At 66.1% G+C, this 17,587-nt stretch carries 18 protein-coding genes; 11 read left to right on the top strand and 7 right to left on the bottom strand.

Annotated elements, in window-relative coordinates; all coding sequences use genetic code 11:
• Positions 1 to 906: a helical backbone metal receptor gene (locus ACE3SS_RS08855; protein ID WP_374593024.1), complete on the bottom strand. Its 906-nt coding sequence runs from the start codon at positions 904 to 906 to the stop codon at positions 1 to 3.
• A gap of 135 nt (positions 907 to 1,041) precedes the next feature.
• Here ACE3SS_RS08855 and ACE3SS_RS08850 point away from each other — a divergent pair, with 135 nt between their 5' ends.
• A complete protein-coding gene (locus ACE3SS_RS08850) occupies positions 1,042 to 3,117 on the top strand; it encodes a TonB-dependent receptor (RefSeq protein WP_374593022.1) in 2,076 nt (691 codons plus the stop codon).
• Between the two features lie 24 nt (positions 3,118 to 3,141).
• Here ACE3SS_RS08850 and nth read toward each other — a convergent pair whose 3' ends face one another.
• From nth to ACE3SS_RS08825, 5 genes are all read right to left on the bottom strand, one after another.
• Positions 3,142 to 3,774, bottom strand: a complete 633-nt coding sequence (gene nth, locus ACE3SS_RS08845) for an endonuclease III (protein WP_374593020.1) — start codon at positions 3,772 to 3,774, stop codon at positions 3,142 to 3,144.
• A gap of 114 nt (positions 3,775 to 3,888) precedes the next feature.
• Complete coding sequence (locus ACE3SS_RS08840; RefSeq protein ID WP_374593018.1) at positions 3,889 to 4,758, bottom strand: hypothetical protein; 870 nt, start codon at positions 4,756 to 4,758, stop codon at positions 3,889 to 3,891.
• 200 nt (positions 4,759 to 4,958) lie between these two features.
• Positions 4,959 to 5,666 carry an electron transport complex subunit RsxB gene (gene rsxB / locus ACE3SS_RS08835; RefSeq protein WP_374593017.1) on the bottom strand — a complete coding sequence of 236 codons (708 nt, stop codon included), beginning with the start codon at positions 5,664 to 5,666 and terminating at the stop codon, positions 4,959 to 4,961.
• 69 nt (positions 5,667 to 5,735) lie between these two features.
• The gene (locus tag ACE3SS_RS08830) at positions 5,736 to 6,992 is read right to left on the bottom strand and encodes a polyhydroxyalkanoate depolymerase (protein WP_374593015.1); all 1,257 of its coding nucleotides are present in this window, start codon (positions 6,990 to 6,992) and stop codon (positions 5,736 to 5,738) included.
• Positions 6,993 to 7,302: 310 nt separating this feature from the next.
• Positions 7,303 to 8,499 (bottom strand): amino acid aminotransferase, encoded by a 1,197-nt coding sequence (locus ACE3SS_RS08825; protein WP_374593013.1) that lies wholly within the window; start codon positions 8,497 to 8,499, stop codon positions 7,303 to 7,305.
• 204 nt (positions 8,500 to 8,703) lie between these two features.
• Between ACE3SS_RS08825 and uvrB the strand changes: the two genes are divergently transcribed.
• Together uvrB and ACE3SS_RS08815 are read left to right on the top strand one after the other, a co-directional pair.
• Positions 8,704 to 10,854 carry an excinuclease ABC subunit UvrB gene (gene uvrB / locus ACE3SS_RS08820; RefSeq protein ID WP_374593011.1) on the top strand — a complete coding sequence of 717 codons (2,151 nt, stop codon included), beginning with the start codon at positions 8,704 to 8,706 and terminating at the stop codon, positions 10,852 to 10,854.
• A gap of 81 nt (positions 10,855 to 10,935) precedes the next feature.
• Entirely contained in the window at positions 10,936 to 11,430 is a 495-nt protein-coding gene (locus ACE3SS_RS08815; protein ID WP_374593009.1) for a low molecular weight protein-tyrosine-phosphatase, read from the top strand.
• A gap of 50 nt (positions 11,431 to 11,480) precedes the next feature.
• On the opposite strand, the gene ACE3SS_RS08810 is transcribed toward ACE3SS_RS08815, so the two are convergent.
• Entirely contained in the window at positions 11,481 to 11,666 is a 186-nt protein-coding gene (locus ACE3SS_RS08810; RefSeq protein ID WP_374593007.1) for a hypothetical protein, read from the bottom strand.
• Between ACE3SS_RS08810 and iscR the strand changes: the two genes are divergently transcribed.
• The 8 genes from iscR to dnaQ all read left to right on the top strand — a co-directional run.
• Positions 11,665 to 12,198 (top strand): Fe-S cluster assembly transcriptional regulator IscR, encoded by a 534-nt coding sequence (gene iscR / locus ACE3SS_RS08805; protein ID WP_374593005.1) that lies wholly within the window; start codon positions 11,665 to 11,667, stop codon positions 12,196 to 12,198. The genes ACE3SS_RS08810 and iscR overlap by 2 nt on opposite strands.
• Before the next feature lie 32 nt (positions 12,199 to 12,230).
• Positions 12,231 to 13,445: an IscS subfamily cysteine desulfurase gene (locus ACE3SS_RS08800; protein WP_374593003.1), complete on the top strand. Its 1,215-nt coding sequence runs from the start codon at positions 12,231 to 12,233 to the stop codon at positions 13,443 to 13,445.
• 26 nt (positions 13,446 to 13,471) lie between these two features.
• Positions 13,472 to 13,858 (top strand): Fe-S cluster assembly scaffold IscU, encoded by a 387-nt coding sequence (gene iscU, locus ACE3SS_RS08795; protein WP_374593001.1) that lies wholly within the window; start codon positions 13,472 to 13,474, stop codon positions 13,856 to 13,858.
• 7 nt (positions 13,859 to 13,865) lie between these two features.
• Positions 13,866 to 14,189, top strand: a complete 324-nt coding sequence (gene iscA, locus ACE3SS_RS08790; RefSeq protein ID WP_374592999.1) for an iron-sulfur cluster assembly protein IscA — start codon at positions 13,866 to 13,868, stop codon at positions 14,187 to 14,189.
• A gap of 119 nt (positions 14,190 to 14,308) precedes the next feature.
• Positions 14,309 to 14,821 carry a Fe-S protein assembly co-chaperone HscB gene (gene hscB / locus ACE3SS_RS08785; RefSeq protein ID WP_374592997.1) on the top strand — a complete coding sequence of 171 codons (513 nt, stop codon included), beginning with the start codon at positions 14,309 to 14,311 and terminating at the stop codon, positions 14,819 to 14,821.
• Positions 14,822 to 14,829: 8 nt separating this feature from the next.
• Entirely contained in the window at positions 14,830 to 16,686 is a 1,857-nt protein-coding gene (gene hscA / locus ACE3SS_RS08780; protein WP_374592995.1) for a Fe-S protein assembly chaperone HscA, read from the top strand.
• 13 nt (positions 16,687 to 16,699) lie between these two features.
• Positions 16,700 to 17,038, top strand: a complete 339-nt coding sequence (gene fdx, locus ACE3SS_RS08775; protein WP_374592993.1) for an ISC system 2Fe-2S type ferredoxin — start codon at positions 16,700 to 16,702, stop codon at positions 17,036 to 17,038.
• A 15-nt stretch (positions 17,039 to 17,053) separates the two neighbouring features.
• The coding region (gene dnaQ, locus ACE3SS_RS08770; protein WP_374592991.1) for a DNA polymerase III subunit epsilon at positions 17,054 to 17,587 on the top strand (534 nt) is incomplete at its 3' end.

The raw sequence follows: 17,587 nt of genomic DNA, 5'->3' as shown, positions 1-17,587 counted from the left end.
TCAGTGGCGGGCGGCATCGATGGCCGCGCAGAGTTGCTCGGCACCCTCGATGAAGCGCGGCCCCATGCGCGTGAGCAGGTCGGGGTCCAGCCCCACGATGTGCTGGCGGGCGACGGCGCTCACTTGCTTGAACGGCGCCCACTGGGCTTGCACGTCGGCGCGTTCGCTGCTGGCGCTGACGATGAGTTGCGGGTTGGCTTGCACGGCGGCCTCCAAGCTCACCGTGGGCGTGAGCGCGGGCAAGTCGGCAAAGGGGTTGACCCCGCCGCACAGCGACATCGCGGCATGAATCAGATGCTCGCGGTTGAGCGTCATCAGCGGCTGGTGCCAGGCCACGTAGAGCACCCGCACGGCGGGGCGGCCGCGATAACGCTCGCTCAATTGCTGCCAGCGCTGCTGTTGCTGGGTCGCCGCTGCTTGAGCCGTGGCGGCGGTGCCCATCAGCGTGCCCAAGCGCTGCAGCGTGCTGGCGATGCCGTCGATGCGGCTGATCTCGCTTTCAAACACCGGCACGCCCAGCGCCTGCAAGCGCTCGCGTTGCCGGGGCGCGGTGCCCGATCGCCACAGCAGGATCAGGTCGGGCTTGAGCGCGGCGATGGCCTCGATGTTGAGCGCAAAGGCGTCGCCCACTTGCGGCAGGCGCCGTGCGGCGGCGGGCGCGTCGCTGTAGCGGCCCACGCCCACGACGCGCTCGCCGCCGCCGGCCGCGAAGGCCAGCTCGGTGAGGTTGGGCGCGAGGCTGATCACGCGCCGCGCGGGCTGCGCCAGCGCGATGCGGTGGCCGCTGTCGTCGGTGGCTTGCGCGGGCTGGGCGGCGCAGGGGGCAGGGCCGAGCGTCAGCAAGGGCACGATGGCGGCCGCGAGTGCGCGCCGCAGCAAGAGGAGCCGGTCGAGCGATGAATGCATCGGCCCGATTGTGCAAGCTCGCGGCGAGCTCCGGTCAGCCGATCTTCAGAATGTCATACACCGCATTCATACTGCGGCGCCACACAAGGCATGAACTGCAGACGGCATTCATCTTGATTGAAGAGGTTGTACCGGATGAAGCGCAAATCGAGTTGGGCACCAGCCTTGGTGGTGGGCGTGGGCTTGTCGGCCGGAGGGGCGCACGCCGAGGTGGTGGCCGACACGGCGCAACTCGACCAGATCGTCGTGCGCGGAAATTACAACAATGCGATCGGCACATCGGACGCCGCCAGCGCGGGCGTCGTCACCTCGAAGCTGATCGAGGCGCGCCCGACCTTCCGCCCGGCCGAGGTGCTCGAATTCGTGCCCGGCGTGATCGTGTCGCAGCACAGCGGCGACGGCAAGGCCAATCAATACTACTTGCGCGGCTTCAACCTCGACCACGGCACCGACTTCGCCACCTCGATCGACGGCATGCCCGCCAACATGCCCACGCACGCCCACGGGCAGGGCTACACCGATCTCAACTGGCTGATCCCCGAGCTGATCGACCGCATCAGCTACCGCAAGGGGCCGTACAGCGCCGAAGACGGCGACTTCGCCTCGGCCGGCTCGGCGCGCATCAAGCTGTTCGACACGCTCAAGCGCGGCGTGGCCTCGCTCACCGTGGGCGAAAACGGCTACGAGCGCGGCCTGCTGGCCAACTCGTCCGCCCTGCAAACCGGCAAGCTGCTCTACGCGCTCGAACTCAGCCACAACGATGGCCCCTGGCAGCACCCCGAGGGCTTTCGCAAGGCCAACGGCGTGCTGCGCTACAGCCTGGGGCTGGGCGACACCAAGGCCGCGCTGACGGCCATGGCCTACTCGGCCAGTTGGCACTCGACCGACCAGGTGCCGCTGGCAGCGGTGCAAAGCGGCCTGATCGACCGCTTCGGCGCCGTAGACCCCACCGATCATGGCGAGACGCAGCGCTATAGCCTGTCGCTCGACCTGACTCGCGCCATGGCCGATGGCGTGGCCAAGCTCAACGCGTACTACGTGCAATCGAAGCTCGATCTGTACTCGAACTTCACCTACTGGCTGGCCGACACCACGCACGGCGACCAGTTCGAGCAGGCCGAGCAGCGCCGCGTGTTCGGCCTGGCCGCCAGCCGCGCGTGGGACACCCCGATCGCCGGCGTCGAGGGCAGCACCACCATCGGCTTGCAGGCGCGACAAGATCGGCTCAACCCGGTGGGCCTCTACACGGCCGAAGGCGGCGCGCGGCTCAGCACCGTGCAGCAAAGCGAGGTGCACGAAACGGCTGCGGCCCTGTACGCCGAAAACGCCACGCACTGGCTGCCGTGGCTGCGCACGGTGGCGGGCCTGCGCACCGACCATTACGACTTCGACGTCACCAGCTCGATCGCGGCCAACAGTGGGCAAAAGACGGCCAACATCAACAGCCCGAAGCTGTCGGTGGTGCTGGGCCCGTGGCGCCAGACCGAGACCTTCTTCAACTACGGCTACGGCTTTCACAGCAACGACGCGCGCGGCGTGCTGACCCACGTGTCGCCCCGCGAAGGCACGCCCACCGACCCCTCGCCCGCGCTGGTCCGTACCAAGGGGGCCGAGGTGGGCGTGCGCGGCGAGTGGCTGCCGGGCCTGCAGACGTCGATGTCGCTGTGGCGCCTGACGCTGGGCTCCGAGCTGGTGTTCTCGGGCGACGCGGGCGACACCGAGGCGAGCGGGTCCAGCAAGCGCTGGGGCTTCGAGCTGAACAACCACTACATGCTCTCGCCGCAATGGCTGATCGACGCCGACTGGGCCGTGTCGCAAGCGCGCTTCAACGAGGCGCAGGGCGATGCGCCGAACGAAGGTCGCTTCGTGCCGGGCTCGGTGAAGTCGGTGGCCTCGGTGGGCGTGACGGGCAACGACCTGGGCCCCTGGTTCGGGCAGTTCCAGCTGCGCTACTTCGGGCCGCGCCCCTTGATCGAAGACGGCAGCGTGCGCTCGAAGGCCACCTTGCTGGCCTACGGCCGCGTCGGCTACAAGCTCACGCCCGATCTCAAGCTCTCGCTCGACGTGTTCAACCTGTTTGATCGCCAGGCGAGCGACATCGACTACTACTACGAGTCGCGCCTCACGCCCAGCGCCGCGTCCGAGAGCGGCCTGCACTTCCACCCCGTGGAGCCGCGCACCTTCCGCGTGACGCTGACGGCGAACTTCTGAGCGCGAGACGGCTTCAGGCGCGACTCACGCGTTCTTGGGCTCGAACTCGCACCAGCGCGCCACGCTGCATTCCCAGCAGCGCGGCTTGCGCGCCTGGCAGACGTAGCGGCCGTGCAGGATGAGCCAGTGGTGGGCGTCCACCTTGAACGCGTCCGGAATGACTTGTATCAGCTGCTGCTCCACCGCCAGCGGCGTCTTGCCCGGTGCCAGACCCGTTCGATTGCCGACGCGGAAGATGTGCGTGTCCACCGCGCAGGTCGGCTCGCCGAAGGCCACGTTGAGCACCACGTTGGCCGTCTTGCGGCCCACGCCGGGCAGGGCTTCGAGCGCCTCGCGGGTGCGCGGCACCTCGCCGCCGTGCTGCTCGATGAGGATGCGGCAGGTTTCGATGAGGTGCTTGGCCTTGCTGCGATACAGACCGATGGTCTTGATGTGGTCGCTCAGGCCGTCCACCCCCAGGGCCAGGATCTGCTGCGGCGTGTGGGCCACGGCAAACAGCTTGCGCGTGGCCTTGTTGACACCCACGTCGGTGGCCTGTGCCGACAACAGCACGGCGGCCAGCAGCTCGAAAACCGAGCTGTATTGCAGCTCGGTGGCGGGCTGCGGGTTGGCGGCTTGCAAGGTGGCGAAGAAGGCTTCGATGGCGGCGGGCTTCATGGGCGCCGAGTCTACGAGCAAAGCCGTCGCGCCAATAGGAGCGGCCACGGTTGCCGTGGCCTGTCAGGTGAAGGCGGAGGGCGGCAGCGGTCTGAACGGCCCGCGTATGGCAGATCAGTTGTCGCGACGTTGACGGGCCACCAGCAGGCCGAACACGCCCAGGCCCGCCAGCAGCATCAGGCGGTTTTCGGGTTCGGGCACCAGCGAGGCGGTGCCGGTGAACGAGAACACGTCCTTCTTGCTGGTGAGCGAGAACGTGGTTGCGAAGCGCCACGAGGTCAGCGGCGTTGCGGCGTTACCTGTGGCGCTGGCGCTGTCCGAACCCGTGATGGTGCCCGCAGCGCTGGCGCTCAGCGCGTTGCCTGCATCGGCGCCAGCGTTGTAGAAGTTCACGCCGTCGGTGCTCAGTTCCAGCTTCTGGATCTTGCCGCCCACGGTGAGCGGGCTCACGGTGGCCGAGCCATCGGTGTTGCTCAGGCTGCCGCCGAAGGTGGCGGTCAGCTGGTAGGCGCCCGAGTAGACCGGGTCGATGTCTTCGCCGTAGCTGAACGAATAGTTCTGCGTGGCATTGGTGTTGTTCTTGGCGACGAAGCCGTAGGTCATGTCGGGGTCGCCGTGGCCGCTGGCATAGAAGGTGAACTTCGAGGCCCAGGGGTTGGTCGCGGCGTCGAAGGCGCTTTGCCCCTGTCCGTTCACCGTCTGCCAGCTGTGCCAGGTCACGGCGGCCTTGCCGTTGAGCGTGTCGGACATCCACTCGCCGTAGCTGTCGCTGCCGATGACGGAGCCGGTGGCGGGGAGGCTTTTCATCAACACGGCGCCATCGGCCGTGGTGGTCAGCAGGCTGCTGAGCGAGAGGTTGTAGACGTCGCCGACACCGTCGTCGATGGTGACCGTGGCGTGGGGGGCGGTGGCGTGGGCCAGCCCAGCGACCAGCGTCAGGGCGAGCGGCGCCAGCGTGAAGGGGGCGAGACGAGCGATGCACATGATGCACTCCGAAGCAGATATGGCAAGAGAGCCAAGTACAAAGACGGTGGTACGGCTTGGGCTCAACCTTAGGCTGCCGGTGTGACAGAGGCATTCATGCGGGCTTGATGCAGATTGGATCGATCGGACTGCGCCGAGGGCGTGCGCGCGCGGTCGACATGATCCGTTCGGCCGAGGGCGACGGCTCCGGTGGCCTCGCGTCAGCTCTTGTCGCGCTGGGCCCGGGCTCGCGCCAGCGCCGCCTCGATGACGGCGCGTTTGCGGTCGAGCACGGTGGGGTCGGTGTGGCGGCTTTCGGTTTCGATGTGGGCCAGCTTGTGCTCGGCCTTGGCGCGCAGGCGCTCGTCGTTCTCGCGCTGGGCGCGGGCCACCCGAAATTGATGAAAGGCGTAGCGCTCGCGAGCCTGATCGGCATCTACTGGGCTCCAGGCGGCCCAGCCGGTGGCGTTGCCAGTCGGTTCGAGCGAGATGCAGTCCACCGGGCAGGCCGGCACGCACAGCTCGCAGCCGGTGCACAGGCTTTCGATCACGGTGTGCATGTGCTTGTTGGCGCCCACGATGCAGTCCACCGGGCAGGCCTTGATGCACAACGTGCAGCCGATGCACCAGTCCTCGTCGATCACCGCCAGCAGGCGCGGGCCTTCGGCGCCATGGGCCGGGTTGAGCGCTTGCAGGGGTTGGCCCGTCAGGCGCGCCAGACGCACCACGCCTTCGGCACCGCCGGGGGGGCATTGGTTGATGGCGGCCGTGCCGTCGGCAATGGCTTGGGCGTAGGCGCGGCAATCGGGGTAGCCGCAGCGCGTGCATTGCGTTTGCGGCAACAGCGCGTCGATGCAATCCACCAGCGGCCGCTCGGGCGCGTCGGCAGGGTCAGGGGACGACAAAGGCGGGGAGGGCGACTCGGGCATGCCCGCGATCATAGGTCGCGGTGCATGGCCGGGTGCGGTGCGCGGCGAGCGCCGCCCCGTCTCGCCCGATCACTTGTTGTGCTTGGCGATGAACTTGCGGATCTCGGGGTAGGCCAGCTCGCGCCAGCGGCGGCCCGAGAAGATGCCGTAGTGCCCCGCGCCCGGCACGGTGTAGTGCAGTCTGCGTGCCTTGGGAATGCCCGTGCACAGTTCGTGCGCGGCTTCGGTCTGGCCGGCGCCCGAGATGTCGTCGAGCTCGCCTTCGACGGTGAGCAGCGCGGTGGTCTTGATGTCCTGCGGGCGCACGCGCTCGGCCTTGTGCTGCTCGTTGACCACGTCCCAGGTGCCGTTGACCAAGGCGAAGTCCTGGAACACGGTCTTGATGGTGTCGAGGTAGTACTCGGCCGGCATGTCGAGCACGGCGTTGTATTCGTCGTAGAACTGGCGGTGGGCATCGACGCTGTCGTCATCGCCGCGAACGAGGTCGAGGAAGTAGTCGTAGTGCGAGTTGGCGTGGCGGTCGGGGTTCATGGCCACGAAGCCGGTGTGCTGCATGAAGCCCGGGTAGACGCGTCGGCCCAGGCCCGGGTAGTTGGCCGGCACGCGGTAGATCACGTTGTTCTCGAACCACTCGAAGCTCTTGTTCATCGCCAGGTTGTTCACGGCGGTGGGCGATTTGCGGGCGTCGATCGGGCCGCCCATCATCACCATCGTGCGTGGCGTCTTCTCGCCACGGCTGGCCAACAGCGACACGGCCGCCAGCGTCGGCACGGTGGGTTGGCACACCGAGATCACGTTCACGTCCGGGCCCACGTGGCGGATGAACTCCTGGATGTAGTTGACGTAGTCGTCGAGGTGGAACGGGCCGACCTCGATGGGCACCATGCGGGCATCGACCCAGTCGGTGATGTAGACCTTGTGGTCTTGCAGCAGGGTGCGGACGGTGTCGCGCAGCAGGGTCGAGTGGTGGCCCGACAGCGGCGCCACCACCAGCACCGAGGGCTGGTTGCGCATGCGCGCCAGGGCGTCGGCGTCGTCGGTGAAACGCTTGAAGCGGATCAGCTTGCAGAAGGGCTTGTCGACGGCGATCTGCTCTTGAATCACGACTTCGGTGTCGCCGACCTGAACCGAATGGATGTCGAACGCCGGCTTTTCATACTCCTTGGTCAGCCGGTGCATCAGATCGAAGCTGGCGCTCACCCGCTGCGCGCCCGGCGCGTGGGCGAAGGGCGACATCGGGTGGTTGTAGAGCTTGGCCGAGGCGCTGGCGAATTCGGAAAACGGGCTCAGGACGGCGCGTTGGGCTTCGTAGAGTTGGTAGAGCATCGGGTAGCCTCAAATGTCTGGATCAGGAGCGCAAACAACTTTTGTGCCGGCTGGCGGCAGCCGCGTCGGGCCAGCAACAAATTGTGTTTGTGCAGTGCAGCATGCCAGTAATTGGCGAGCTTGTGTAGTGCACATCCTCGCAGCTTGTGCGAAATGCCAAGCCTTTAACAGGGTCAAGAAACCGCACCTATTCGGTGAATGCTGCACTGCGACGCGTGCTGGCGCGCTTGTGCCGCCGATGAGAAAAAAAACGGGAGCCGAAGCTCCCGTTTTGGTGCGCGTGGGGTGTTGCCGAGTAGCAACCGCCTACTTACATCACGGCCTTGATGGCGGCGGCCACGGCCTTGATGTTCTTGGTGTTGAGCGCGGCCACGCAGATGCGGCCCGAATCGACGCCGTAGATGCCGAATTCGCCGCGCAGGCGCTGCATTTGCGCCGCGTTCAGACCCGAGTAGCTGAACATGCCCTTCTGGCGGGTGATGTAGCTCAGGTCGCCCTGCACGCCAGCGGCCTGCAGCTGTTCGACCAGCGCCGACCGCATCACCTTGATGCGGTCGCGCATCTCGGCGAGCTCGTCTTCCCACATCTTGCGCAGCTCGGGCGTGGTCAGCACGGTGGCGACCACTTGGGCGCCGTGCGTCGGCGGGTTGGAGTAGTTGGTGCGGATCACGCGCTTCAACTGGCTCAGCACGCGGGTGCATTCTTCGGCCGACTCGCTGACGATGCTCAGCGCGCCGACGCGCTCGCCGTAGAGCGAGAAGCTCTTCGAGAAGCTGGTGGACACGAAATAGCTCAGGCCGGCGTCCAGGAACTTGATGACCACGGCGCCGTCTTCGGCGATGCCGTTGCCGAAGCCTTGGTAGGCCATGTCCAGGAAGGGCACCAGACCGCCCGCCTTGATGACGGCGATCACTTCGGCCCATTGGGCGTCAGACAGGTCGTAGCCGGTCGGGTTGTGGCAGCAGGCGTGCAGCAGCACGATGGTGCCCGGCGCGGCAGCCTTGAGCTTGGCGAGCATGCCGTCGAAGTTGATGCCGCGGTTGGCCGCGTCGTAGTAGGGGTAGACATCGACCGGGAAGCCGGCCGACTCAAACAGGGCGCGGTGGTTTTCCCAGCTCGGGTCGGAGATCAGCACCTGGGCGTTGGGGTTCAGGCGCTTCAGGAAGTCGGCGCCCAGCTTCAGGCCGCCCGTGCCGCCGATGGCCTGCGCCGTGGCGATGCGGCCGCCCTTGACGGCGGGGTGCTCGGCACCGAACACCAGGCCTTGCACAGCCTTGTCGTAGGCCACGATGCCGTCGATGGGCAGGTAGCCGCGCGCCTTGGGGGCTTCGAGCATCTGCTTTTCAGCGGCGGCCACGCACTTGAGCAGGGGCAGCTTGCCGTTGTCGTCGGTGTAGACGCCCACGCCGAGGTTGACCTTGTTCGGGTTGGTGTCGGCATTGAATTGCTCGTTCAGACCCAGGATGGGGTCGCGGGGGGCCATTTCGACGGCGGAGAACAAAGACATTCGGCGAATCCTTCTGATCAACGTGCGGGGAGGTGCGGTCTGATGCCGCGGGTGGTGCGCAACCCGCCGAGCTGCGGTAGTCTGGCGGTTTGCTCCCGACGGCCGGGGCGCACGGTTACGCGCGCCGTCTGACCACCGGGTTTGCCCGAATTTTAAGCGTTTCAGCGCCTTGCCCGGCCCCCGGTGGGCCAGATTGTTTGCGTCATGCCCGTGATTCCTCCCGCCGTTGCCGCCGAATTGCCGGCTGGCCGCCCCACCAGCAACAGTAGTGCCACCGAGCCACCCGAGGGCCAGTTCGTCACCTTTGCCGACTCGCCGTTTCAGTTGTTCCAGCCCTACCCGCCCGCCGGCGACCAGCCCGCCGCGATCGAGCAGCTGGTGGAGGGCGTGCACGACGGCCTGACCTACCAGACCCTGCTGGGCGTGACCGGTTCGGGCAAGACCTTCACGATGGCCAACACCATCGCGCGGCTGGGGCGCCCGGCCATCGTCTTCGCGCCCAACAAGACGCTGGCGGCGCAGCTCTACAGCGAGTTCCGCGAGTTCTTTCCGAACAACGCGGTCGAATACTTCGTCAGCTACTACGACTACTACCAGCCCGAGGCCTACGTGCCGCAGCGCGATCTGTTCATCGAGAAGGACAGCGCGATCAACGAGCACATCGAGCAGATGCGGCTGAGCGCCACCAAGAGCCTGCTCGAGCGCCGCGACGTGGTGATCGTGGCCAGCGTGTCGGCGATCTACGGTATCGGCAAGCCCGAGGACTACATGAAGATGGTGCTGATCGCCCGCGTGGGCGACGAGGTCGGCCAGCGCGACGTGATCGCCCAGCTGGTGCGCATGCAGTACCAGCGCAACGACGTCGATTTCGACCGCGGCACCTTCCGCGTGCGCGGCGACACGATCGATGTCTTCCCGGCCGAACACTCCGAACTGGCCGTACGCATCGAGCTGTTCGACGACGAGATCGAATCCATCCAGCTCTTCGACCCGCTCACCGGCCGCATCCGCCAGAAGATCCCGCGCTTCACGATCTACCCGAGCAGCCATTACGTGACGCCGCGCGAGCGGGTCGTCGCCGCCATCGAGACCATCAAGCTCGAACTCGCCGAGCGGCTCAAGTTCTTCACCGCCGAGGGCAAGCTGGTCGAGGCGCAGCGCATCGAGCAGCGCACGCGCTTCGACCTCGAGATGCTGCAGGAGGTCGGCCACTGCAAGGGCATCGAGAACTACACGCGGCATCTGTCGGGCGCCAAGCCGGGCGACCCACCGCCCACGCTGGTCGATTACCTGCCCAAGGACTCGGTGATGTTCCTGGATGAAAGCCACGTGCTGATCGGCCAGTTCGGCGGCATGTACAACGGTGACCGGGCGCGCAAGACCACGCTGGTCGAATACGGCTTTCGCCTGCCCAGCGCGCTCGACAACCGTCCGCTCAAGTTCGAGGAGTTCGAGCGCAAGATGCGGCAGGCGGTGTTCGTGTCGGCCACCCCGGGCGATTACGAAAAGACCCACGCCGGGCAGGTGGTCGAGCAACTGGTGCGGCCCACCGGGCTGGTCGACCCGGTGGTCGAAGTGCGGCCCGCCACGCATCAGGTGGACGACGTGCTGCAAGAGATCCGCGAGCGGGTCAACGTCAACGAGCGCGTGCTCGTCACCACGCTCACCAAGCGCATGGCCGAGCAGCTCACCGAATACCTCGACGAGAACGGCGTCAAGGTGCGCTACCTGCACTCTGACATCGACACCGTCGAGCGCGTCGAGATCCTGCGCGACCTGCGCCTGGGCACTTTCGACGTGCTGGTGGGCATCAACCTGCTGCGCGAGGGGCTCGACATCCCCGAGGTGTCGCTGGTGGCCATCCTCGATGCCGACAAGGAAGGCTTCCTGCGCGCCGAGCGCAGCTTGATCCAGACCATCGGCCGCGCCGCGCGCAACGTCAACGGCAAGGCCATCCTGTATGCCGACCGCATCACCGAGTCGATGCGCAAGGCCATTGGCGAAACCGAGCGGCGGCGTGCCAAGCAGATCGCCTTCAACGAGGCCAACGGCATCACGCCGCGCGGCATCAACAAGAAGGTCAAGGAGCTGATCGACGGCGTGATGTCCGACAAGGCCAGCCAGGCCGAGGTGCAGGCGCTGCAGGCTTTGCACGACGCGGCGGAGGTCGAGGCCCTCAGCGAGAAAGATCTCAGCAAGCGCATCAAGCAGCTTGAGAAGCAGATGCTCGAGCACGCCCGCAACCTCGAATTCGAGCAGGCCGCCCGCTTGCGCGACCAGCTGGCCTTGCTGCGCGAGCAGGCCTTCGGTGCCAACGTGGGTGACCACGTGGTGCCCTTGGCGCGCAAAGGCTGACGAACGCGCGTGCCGAGGCCGCGCCGGTGATCGACAATCGACGCCGGTTTTTGTCGCCGACCTGCAGCACAGCACCACCGCATGTTCTTCCGCCCCGCGCCCGAGTTCTCGATCCTGATGGTCTGCATGGGCAACATCTGCCGCTCGCCGACCGCCGAGGGCGTGCTGCGCCACAAGCTGCGGCAGGCCGGCTTGCACAAGCGCGTGCTGGTGGACTCGGCCGGCACCATCGCCTCTCACGCCGGCGAGGCGCCCGATCCGCGCGCCCAGAGCCATGCGCTGCGGCGCGGCTACGAACTGGCCGACCTGCGGGCGCGCCAGGTGCAGCCGGCCGATTTCATGCGGTTCGACTGGCTGCTGGCCATGGATCACGACAACCTGGCCTGGTTGCGTCAGGCCTGCACGCCTGAGCACCAGGGCAAACTCAAGCGCCTGCTTGAATTCGCGCCGCAGCTGGGGCGCGACGACGTGCCCGACCCCTACTACGGCGGTCCGGCGGGTTTCGAGGCGGTGCTCGATCTTGTCGAGACAGCTTGCGATGAGCTGGTGCGGCGACTGCAGGCCGAGTTTTCTTGATCTGGTTACTGGACGCGGGGTTGCTGAGGCAGTGAATAAATTGCGTCTTGTCAGTGCGGGCCATCGGGTTTGCCAGCGGCGTTTGACAGGATCGTGTAGAATCTGAGCAATTCACTCAGGTATCGTGTCGGGTTTTCACTGACGAATGCCCACACAATCCTGAAGGGATTGAGTTCGGTCGCCGTCTGCCTCATCCAGACGCCGAATTCCTCCTGCCAACCAAGGAGTTTCGTCATGCGTCTCACCACCAAAGGCCGTTTCGCCGTTACCGCCATGATCGATCTGGCGCTGCGCGAGCACACCGGCCCGGTCGCCTTGGCGGCCATCAGCCAGCGCCAGCAGATCTCGCTGTCCTACCTCGAACAGCTGTTCGGCAAGCTGCGTCGCCACGAGCTGGTCGAGAGCACCCGCGGCCCGGGCGGCGGTTACTCGCTCGGCCGCAAGTCCGACGAAATCACCGTGGCCGACATCATCGTGGCGGTGGATGAGCCCATCGATGCCACCGGTTGCTCGGGCAAAGAGAATTGCCATGGCGACGAGCATGGTCGTTGCATGACGCACGACCTGTGGTCGAACCTTAATCAGAAAATGATCGAGTACCTCGATTCGGTCAACCTCAAGAAGCTCGTCGACGAGCAGCTCGCCAAGGGCGTCTCGATCGAAGACCAGCCGGTCAAGCGCGCGATCTCGTCGCAGCCCGTGGTCAAGCCCATCAAGGTGACGGCGCCGAATTCGGTGTTCGCCCTGGGCAATGCCCTGACCAAGTAACCCGGCCCATTGCCGTTTTCTTCGCCAAGACCATGACTCCGCATTTCCCCATCTACCTCGACTACGGTGCGACCACGCCCTGCGATCCGCGCGTGGTGGACGCGATCATCCCGTGGTTGCGCGAGCATTTCGGCAACCCCGCGTCGCGCAGCCATGCCTGGGGCTGGGAGGCCGAGGAGGCCGTCGAGAAGGCGCGTGGCCAGGTGGCCGACCTGATCGGCGCCGACCCGCGCGAGATCGTCTGGACGTCCGGCGCCACCGAGTCGAACAACCTCGCCATCAAGGGCGCGGGTCAGTTCTACAAGACGCGCGGCAAGCACATCATCACCGTCAAGACCGAGCACAAGGCCGTGCTCGACACCTGCCGCGAGATGGAACGCCAGGGCTTCGAGGTCACTTACCTCGACGTGCAGGAAAACGGCCTGCTCGACCTGAATCGCTTCAAAGAGGCCTTGCGCCCGGACACCATCCTGGCGTCGGTGATGTTCGTCAACAACGAGATCGGCGTCATTCAAGACATCGCCGCCATCGGCACGCTGTGCCGTGAGCGCGGGGTGATCTTCCACGTTGACGCCGCGCAGGCCACCGGCAAGGTCGCCATCGATCTGGCCACGCTGCCGGTCGACCTGATGAGCCTGGCTTCGCACAAGACCTATGGCCCGAAGGGCATCGGCGCGCTCTACGTGCGCCGCAAGCCGCGTGTGCGCATCGAGGCGCAAATGCATGGTGGCGGACACGAGCGCGGTATGCGCTCGGGCACGCTGCCGGTGCATCAGATCGTGGGCATGGGCGAGGCCTTCCGCATCGCGCAGGCCGAGATGGGCACCGAGCTGGAGCGCATCCGCAGCCTGCAGCAGCGCCTGCTCACGGGCATCCAGGGCATCGAGCAGGTCTTCATCAACGGCGACCTCGAACGCCGCGTGCCGCACAACATCAACGCGTCGTTCAACTTCGTCGAAGGCGAGTCGCTGATCATGGGCGTGAAGGGCATTGCCGTGTCGTCGGGCTCGGCCTGCACGTCCGCCAGTCTGGAGCCCAGCTACGTGCTGCGCGCGCTGGGCCGCTCCGACGAGCTCGCGCATTCGTCGCTGCGCATGACCATCGGCCGCTTCACCACGGTCGAAGAGATCGATTACGCGGTCAGCACGCTGCAAGAGCGGGTAGCCAAGCTGCGCGAACTGTCGCCCCTGTGGGACATGTTCAAAGAGGGCATCGATCTGAACTCGATTCAATGGGCGGCGCACTGACGCGGCTCATGCAGTAGGAGAACAACATGGCATACAGCGAAAAAGTCGTCGACCACTACGAAAACCCGCGCAACGTCGGTGCGTTTGAAAAGGGTGATGAAACCGTCGGCACCGGCATGGTCGGCGCCCCGGCCTGCGGTGATGTGATGAAGCTGCAGATCAAGGTCAACCCGCAAACCGGCGTGATCGAAGACGCGCGCTTCAAGACTTACGGCTGCGGCTCGGCTATCGCGTCGAGCTCGCTGGTCACCGAGTGGGTCAAGGGCAAGACGCTCGACCAGGCGCTGGACATCAAGAACACCCAGATCGCCGAAGAGCTGGCGCTGCCGCCGGTCAAGATCCACTGCTCGATCCTGGCCGAAGACGCCATCAAGGCTGCGGTCAACGACTACAAAACCAAACACACCGCTTGAGTCCGGCATGTCTGTCACCCTCACCGAAGCTGCTGCCCGGCACGTGACCCGCTACCTTGCCAAGCGCGGCAAGGGCGTGGGCGTGCGTTTGGGCGTCAAGACCACGGGCTGCTCGGGCCTGGCCTACAAGCTCGAATACGCCGATGAAATCGACCCCAGCGACGTGGTGTTCGAAGACCACGGCGTGAAGGTGCTGATCGACCCCAAGAGCCTGCCGTACCTGGATGGCACCGAGCTCGACTTCGTGCGCGAGGGACTCAACGAGGGCTTCAAGTTCCACAATCCCAAGGAGCGCGACCGCTGCGGGTGTGGCGAATCGTTCCGGGTCTGATGACCCCGGCTGGCGCAGACCTTGCGTGGAAACCCGACTGAGTGACGCAGTCGGGTTTTCTGCTTTCAGGCGCCCCCGATTCGTTTGATGGCAACCACCCCTCATCACGCGATCCGACCATGAATCTCGACGCTGACGACTTCACCCTGTTCGGGCTGAGCCCGACTTTCGCGCAAGACCGCGCCGCACTGGACGCCCGCTGGAAGGCCTTGCAGGCCGAGGTGCACCCCGACCGCTTTGCCTCGCAAGGCACGGCCGCACAGCGCGTGGCCATGCAGTGGGCGGTGCGCGTCAACGAGGCGTATCAGCGTTTGAAGGATCCGCTCAAGCGTGCGTCGTATTTGTGTGAATTGAAGGGCGCGCCGATCCAGGCTGAAAGCAACACCGCCATGCCGGCGGCGTTCTTGATGCAGCAGATGGGATGGCGCGAGGCGCTTGACGACGCCAACAATGACGCGGCCCTGGACGAATTGCGCCAACAAGTGTCGGCACAACGCCGCAGCACGCTCGACGGCATCGGGCAGCTCATTGATGTCGAGCACAATTTCGCCGCCGCCGCCCAGCAGGTGCGCGCGCTGATGTTCATCGAGCGCTTCGCCGACGAGGTCGAGCGCAAGCAAGACAACTTATAAAACCACGCATGGCACTGTTGCAGATCTCCGAGCCCGGGCAATCGTCCGACCCCCACCAGCGACGCATCGCGGTGGGCATCGACCTGGGCACCACGCATTCGCTGGTGGCCGCCGTGCGCCACGGTGTGCCCGAGTGCCTGCCCGACGCACAAGGCCGCGTGATCCTGCCGTCGGCCGTGCGCTACCTGGGCGAGGGGCGTCGCCAGATCGGCGTGGACGCGCTCGCCACGCAGGCCGACGACCCCGAGAACACCATCGTGTCGGTCAAGCGCTTCATGGGACGCGGCTTGGCCGACATCGCGCATCGCGAGAAGCTGCCCTATCACTTCGTCGACGCGCCCGGCATGGTCAGCCTGCAGACGCGCGAGGGCGTGAAGTCGCCCGTCGAGGTGTCGGCAGAAATTCTGGCCACGCTGCGCTACCGGGCTGAAGACACGTTTGCTGACGACCTGTTCGGCGCGGTCATCACCGTGCCCGCCTACTTCGACGACGCCCAGCGCCAGGCCACCAAAGACGCCGCTCAACTCGCCGGCCTCAAGGTGCTGCGCCTCATCAACGAGCCCACGGCGGCGGCCATCGCCTACGGCCTCGACAACAGCGTCGAAGGGCTCTACGCCATCTACGATCTGGGCGGCGGCACGTTCGACATCTCGCTGCTGCGCCTGACGCGCGGCGTGTTCGAGGTGGTGGCCACGGGCGGTGACTCAGCCCTGGGCGGTGACGACTTCGACCGCGCCTTGGCCGACTGGGCCTTGCAGCAAGCGGGACGCAGCGCCGATTCGGCGCAAGACAAGCGCGCCGTGCTCGTGGCCGCGCGTGCCGCCAAAGAAGCGCTGTCGAGCGCGGAGGCCGTCACGCTGCAAGCCAGCTTGCAAGGCGGTGCCTTGAGCGTGGCCGTGACGCGTGCGCAGTTTCAAGAGCTGACCCAACCGCTGATCGACCGCACCCTGGCCGCCGTGCGCAAGGTGTTGCGCGACGCCAAGGTGAGCGCCGCCGACGTGCAGGGCGTGGTGATGGTGGGCGGCTCCACGCGCATGCCCCAGGTGCGCGAGGCGGTGGGCGGGCTGTTCGGGCGCGAGCCGCTCGTCAACTTGAATCCTGATGAAGTCGTCGCCCTGGGCGCGGCCGTGCAGGCCAACCAGCTGGCCGGCAACGCGCCCGATGGTGCGATGCTGTTGCTCGACGTGATCCCGCTGTCGCTGGGCATCGAGACCATGGGCAGCCTGGTCGAGCGCATCATTCCGCGCAACACCACCATCCCTGCCGCGCTGGCGCAAGACTTCACCACCTATCAAGACGGCCAGACCGCGATGTCGTTGCATGTGGTGCAGGGTGAGCGCGAGCAGGTCGAGCACTGTCGCTCGCTGGCGCGCTTCACGCTGCGTGGCATTCCGCCGATGCCGGCCGGGGCGGCGCGCATTCGCGTCACCTTTCAGGTGGATGCCGATGGCTTGCTCAACGTTTCGGCGCACGAGCAGGTATCGGGCGTCGAGGCCGCCATCGTGGTCAAGCCCAGCTATGGCTTGAGCGACGACGCCATCGCCCGCATGCTGCAAGAGGGCTTCGCCACCGCCGAGGCCGATATGGAAGACCGCGCGCTGCGCGAGGCCCGCGTCGAAGCCGAGCGCTTGCTGCTGGCCACGCGCGCCGCGCTGGCGGCTGATGGCGACTTGCTGGATGGCGACGAGCACGAAGCCATCGAGCACTTGATCGCCACGCTCGACAACGCCCGCTCGGGCGACGACCGTGCGGCCATCGAAGCCGCCACCAAGGCGCTGGCCGACGGCACCGAGGCCTTTGCCGCCGAGCGCATGAACCGCGGCATTCGCCACGCGCTCGAAGGCCGCAACGTCAACGAGATCTGAACCGCTGCACCGCATGACCACCATCAAGATCCTGCCCCACGCCGAGTACTGTCCGCAAGGCGCCACCCTCAACGTCACGCCGGGCACCTCGATCTGCGAGGCCCTGCTCGAAAACCACATCAACATCGAGCATGCTTGCGACATGAGCTGCGCTTGCACCACCTGCCACGTCATCGTGCGGGAGGGCTTCAAGTCCTTGAACGAGATGGAAGAAACCGAAGAGGACCTGCTCGACCGTGCCTGGGGCCTGGAGCCCAACTCGCGCTTGAGCTGCCAGGCCATCGTGGCGCAGCAGGATCTGGTGGTCGAGATTCCGAAATACTCGATCAACCACGCCAAAGAAAACCACTGAGGCAGCGAGGCAGGCATGAGTCGGCAGATTTTTCTCGACACCGAAACCACCGGCCTGAGCCCGGAGTCGGGCGACCGCATCATCGAAGTCGGCTGCGTTGAAATGGTGAACCGCAAGCTCACCGGCAACAACAAGCACTTCTACATCAACCCCGAGCGAGCCAACCACGAAGACGCGGTCAAGATCCACGGCCTGACCGATGAATTCTTGTCGGACAAACCGGTGTTCGCGGCCATCGCCGACGAGCTGCTCGAGTACCTCGAAGGCGCCGAGATCATCATCCACAACGCGGGCTTCGACGTCGGCTTCTTGAACGCCGAGTTGCGCCGCCTGGCGCGTCCGCCGTTCGCCGAGATCGCCGGCACCATCACCGACAGCCTGCTGATGGCGCGCGAGATGTTCCCGGGCAAGTCGAACTCGCTTGATGCCTTGTGCAAGCGGCTGGAGGTCGACAACTCCAACCGCACGCTGCACGGCGCCTTGCTCGACGCGGGGCTGCTGGCCGAGGTCTACATCAACATGACTCGCGGCCAGGACAGCCTGGTCATC

Origin of the sequence: Aquabacterium sp. (genome assembly GCF_041915145.1) — a bacterium.
Lineage (GTDB): Bacteria > Pseudomonadota > Gammaproteobacteria > Burkholderiales > Burkholderiaceae_C > Aquabacterium.
The sequence above is the reverse complement of the archived record's forward strand: the minus strand, read 5'-3'. Positions and strand labels throughout refer to the sequence as shown.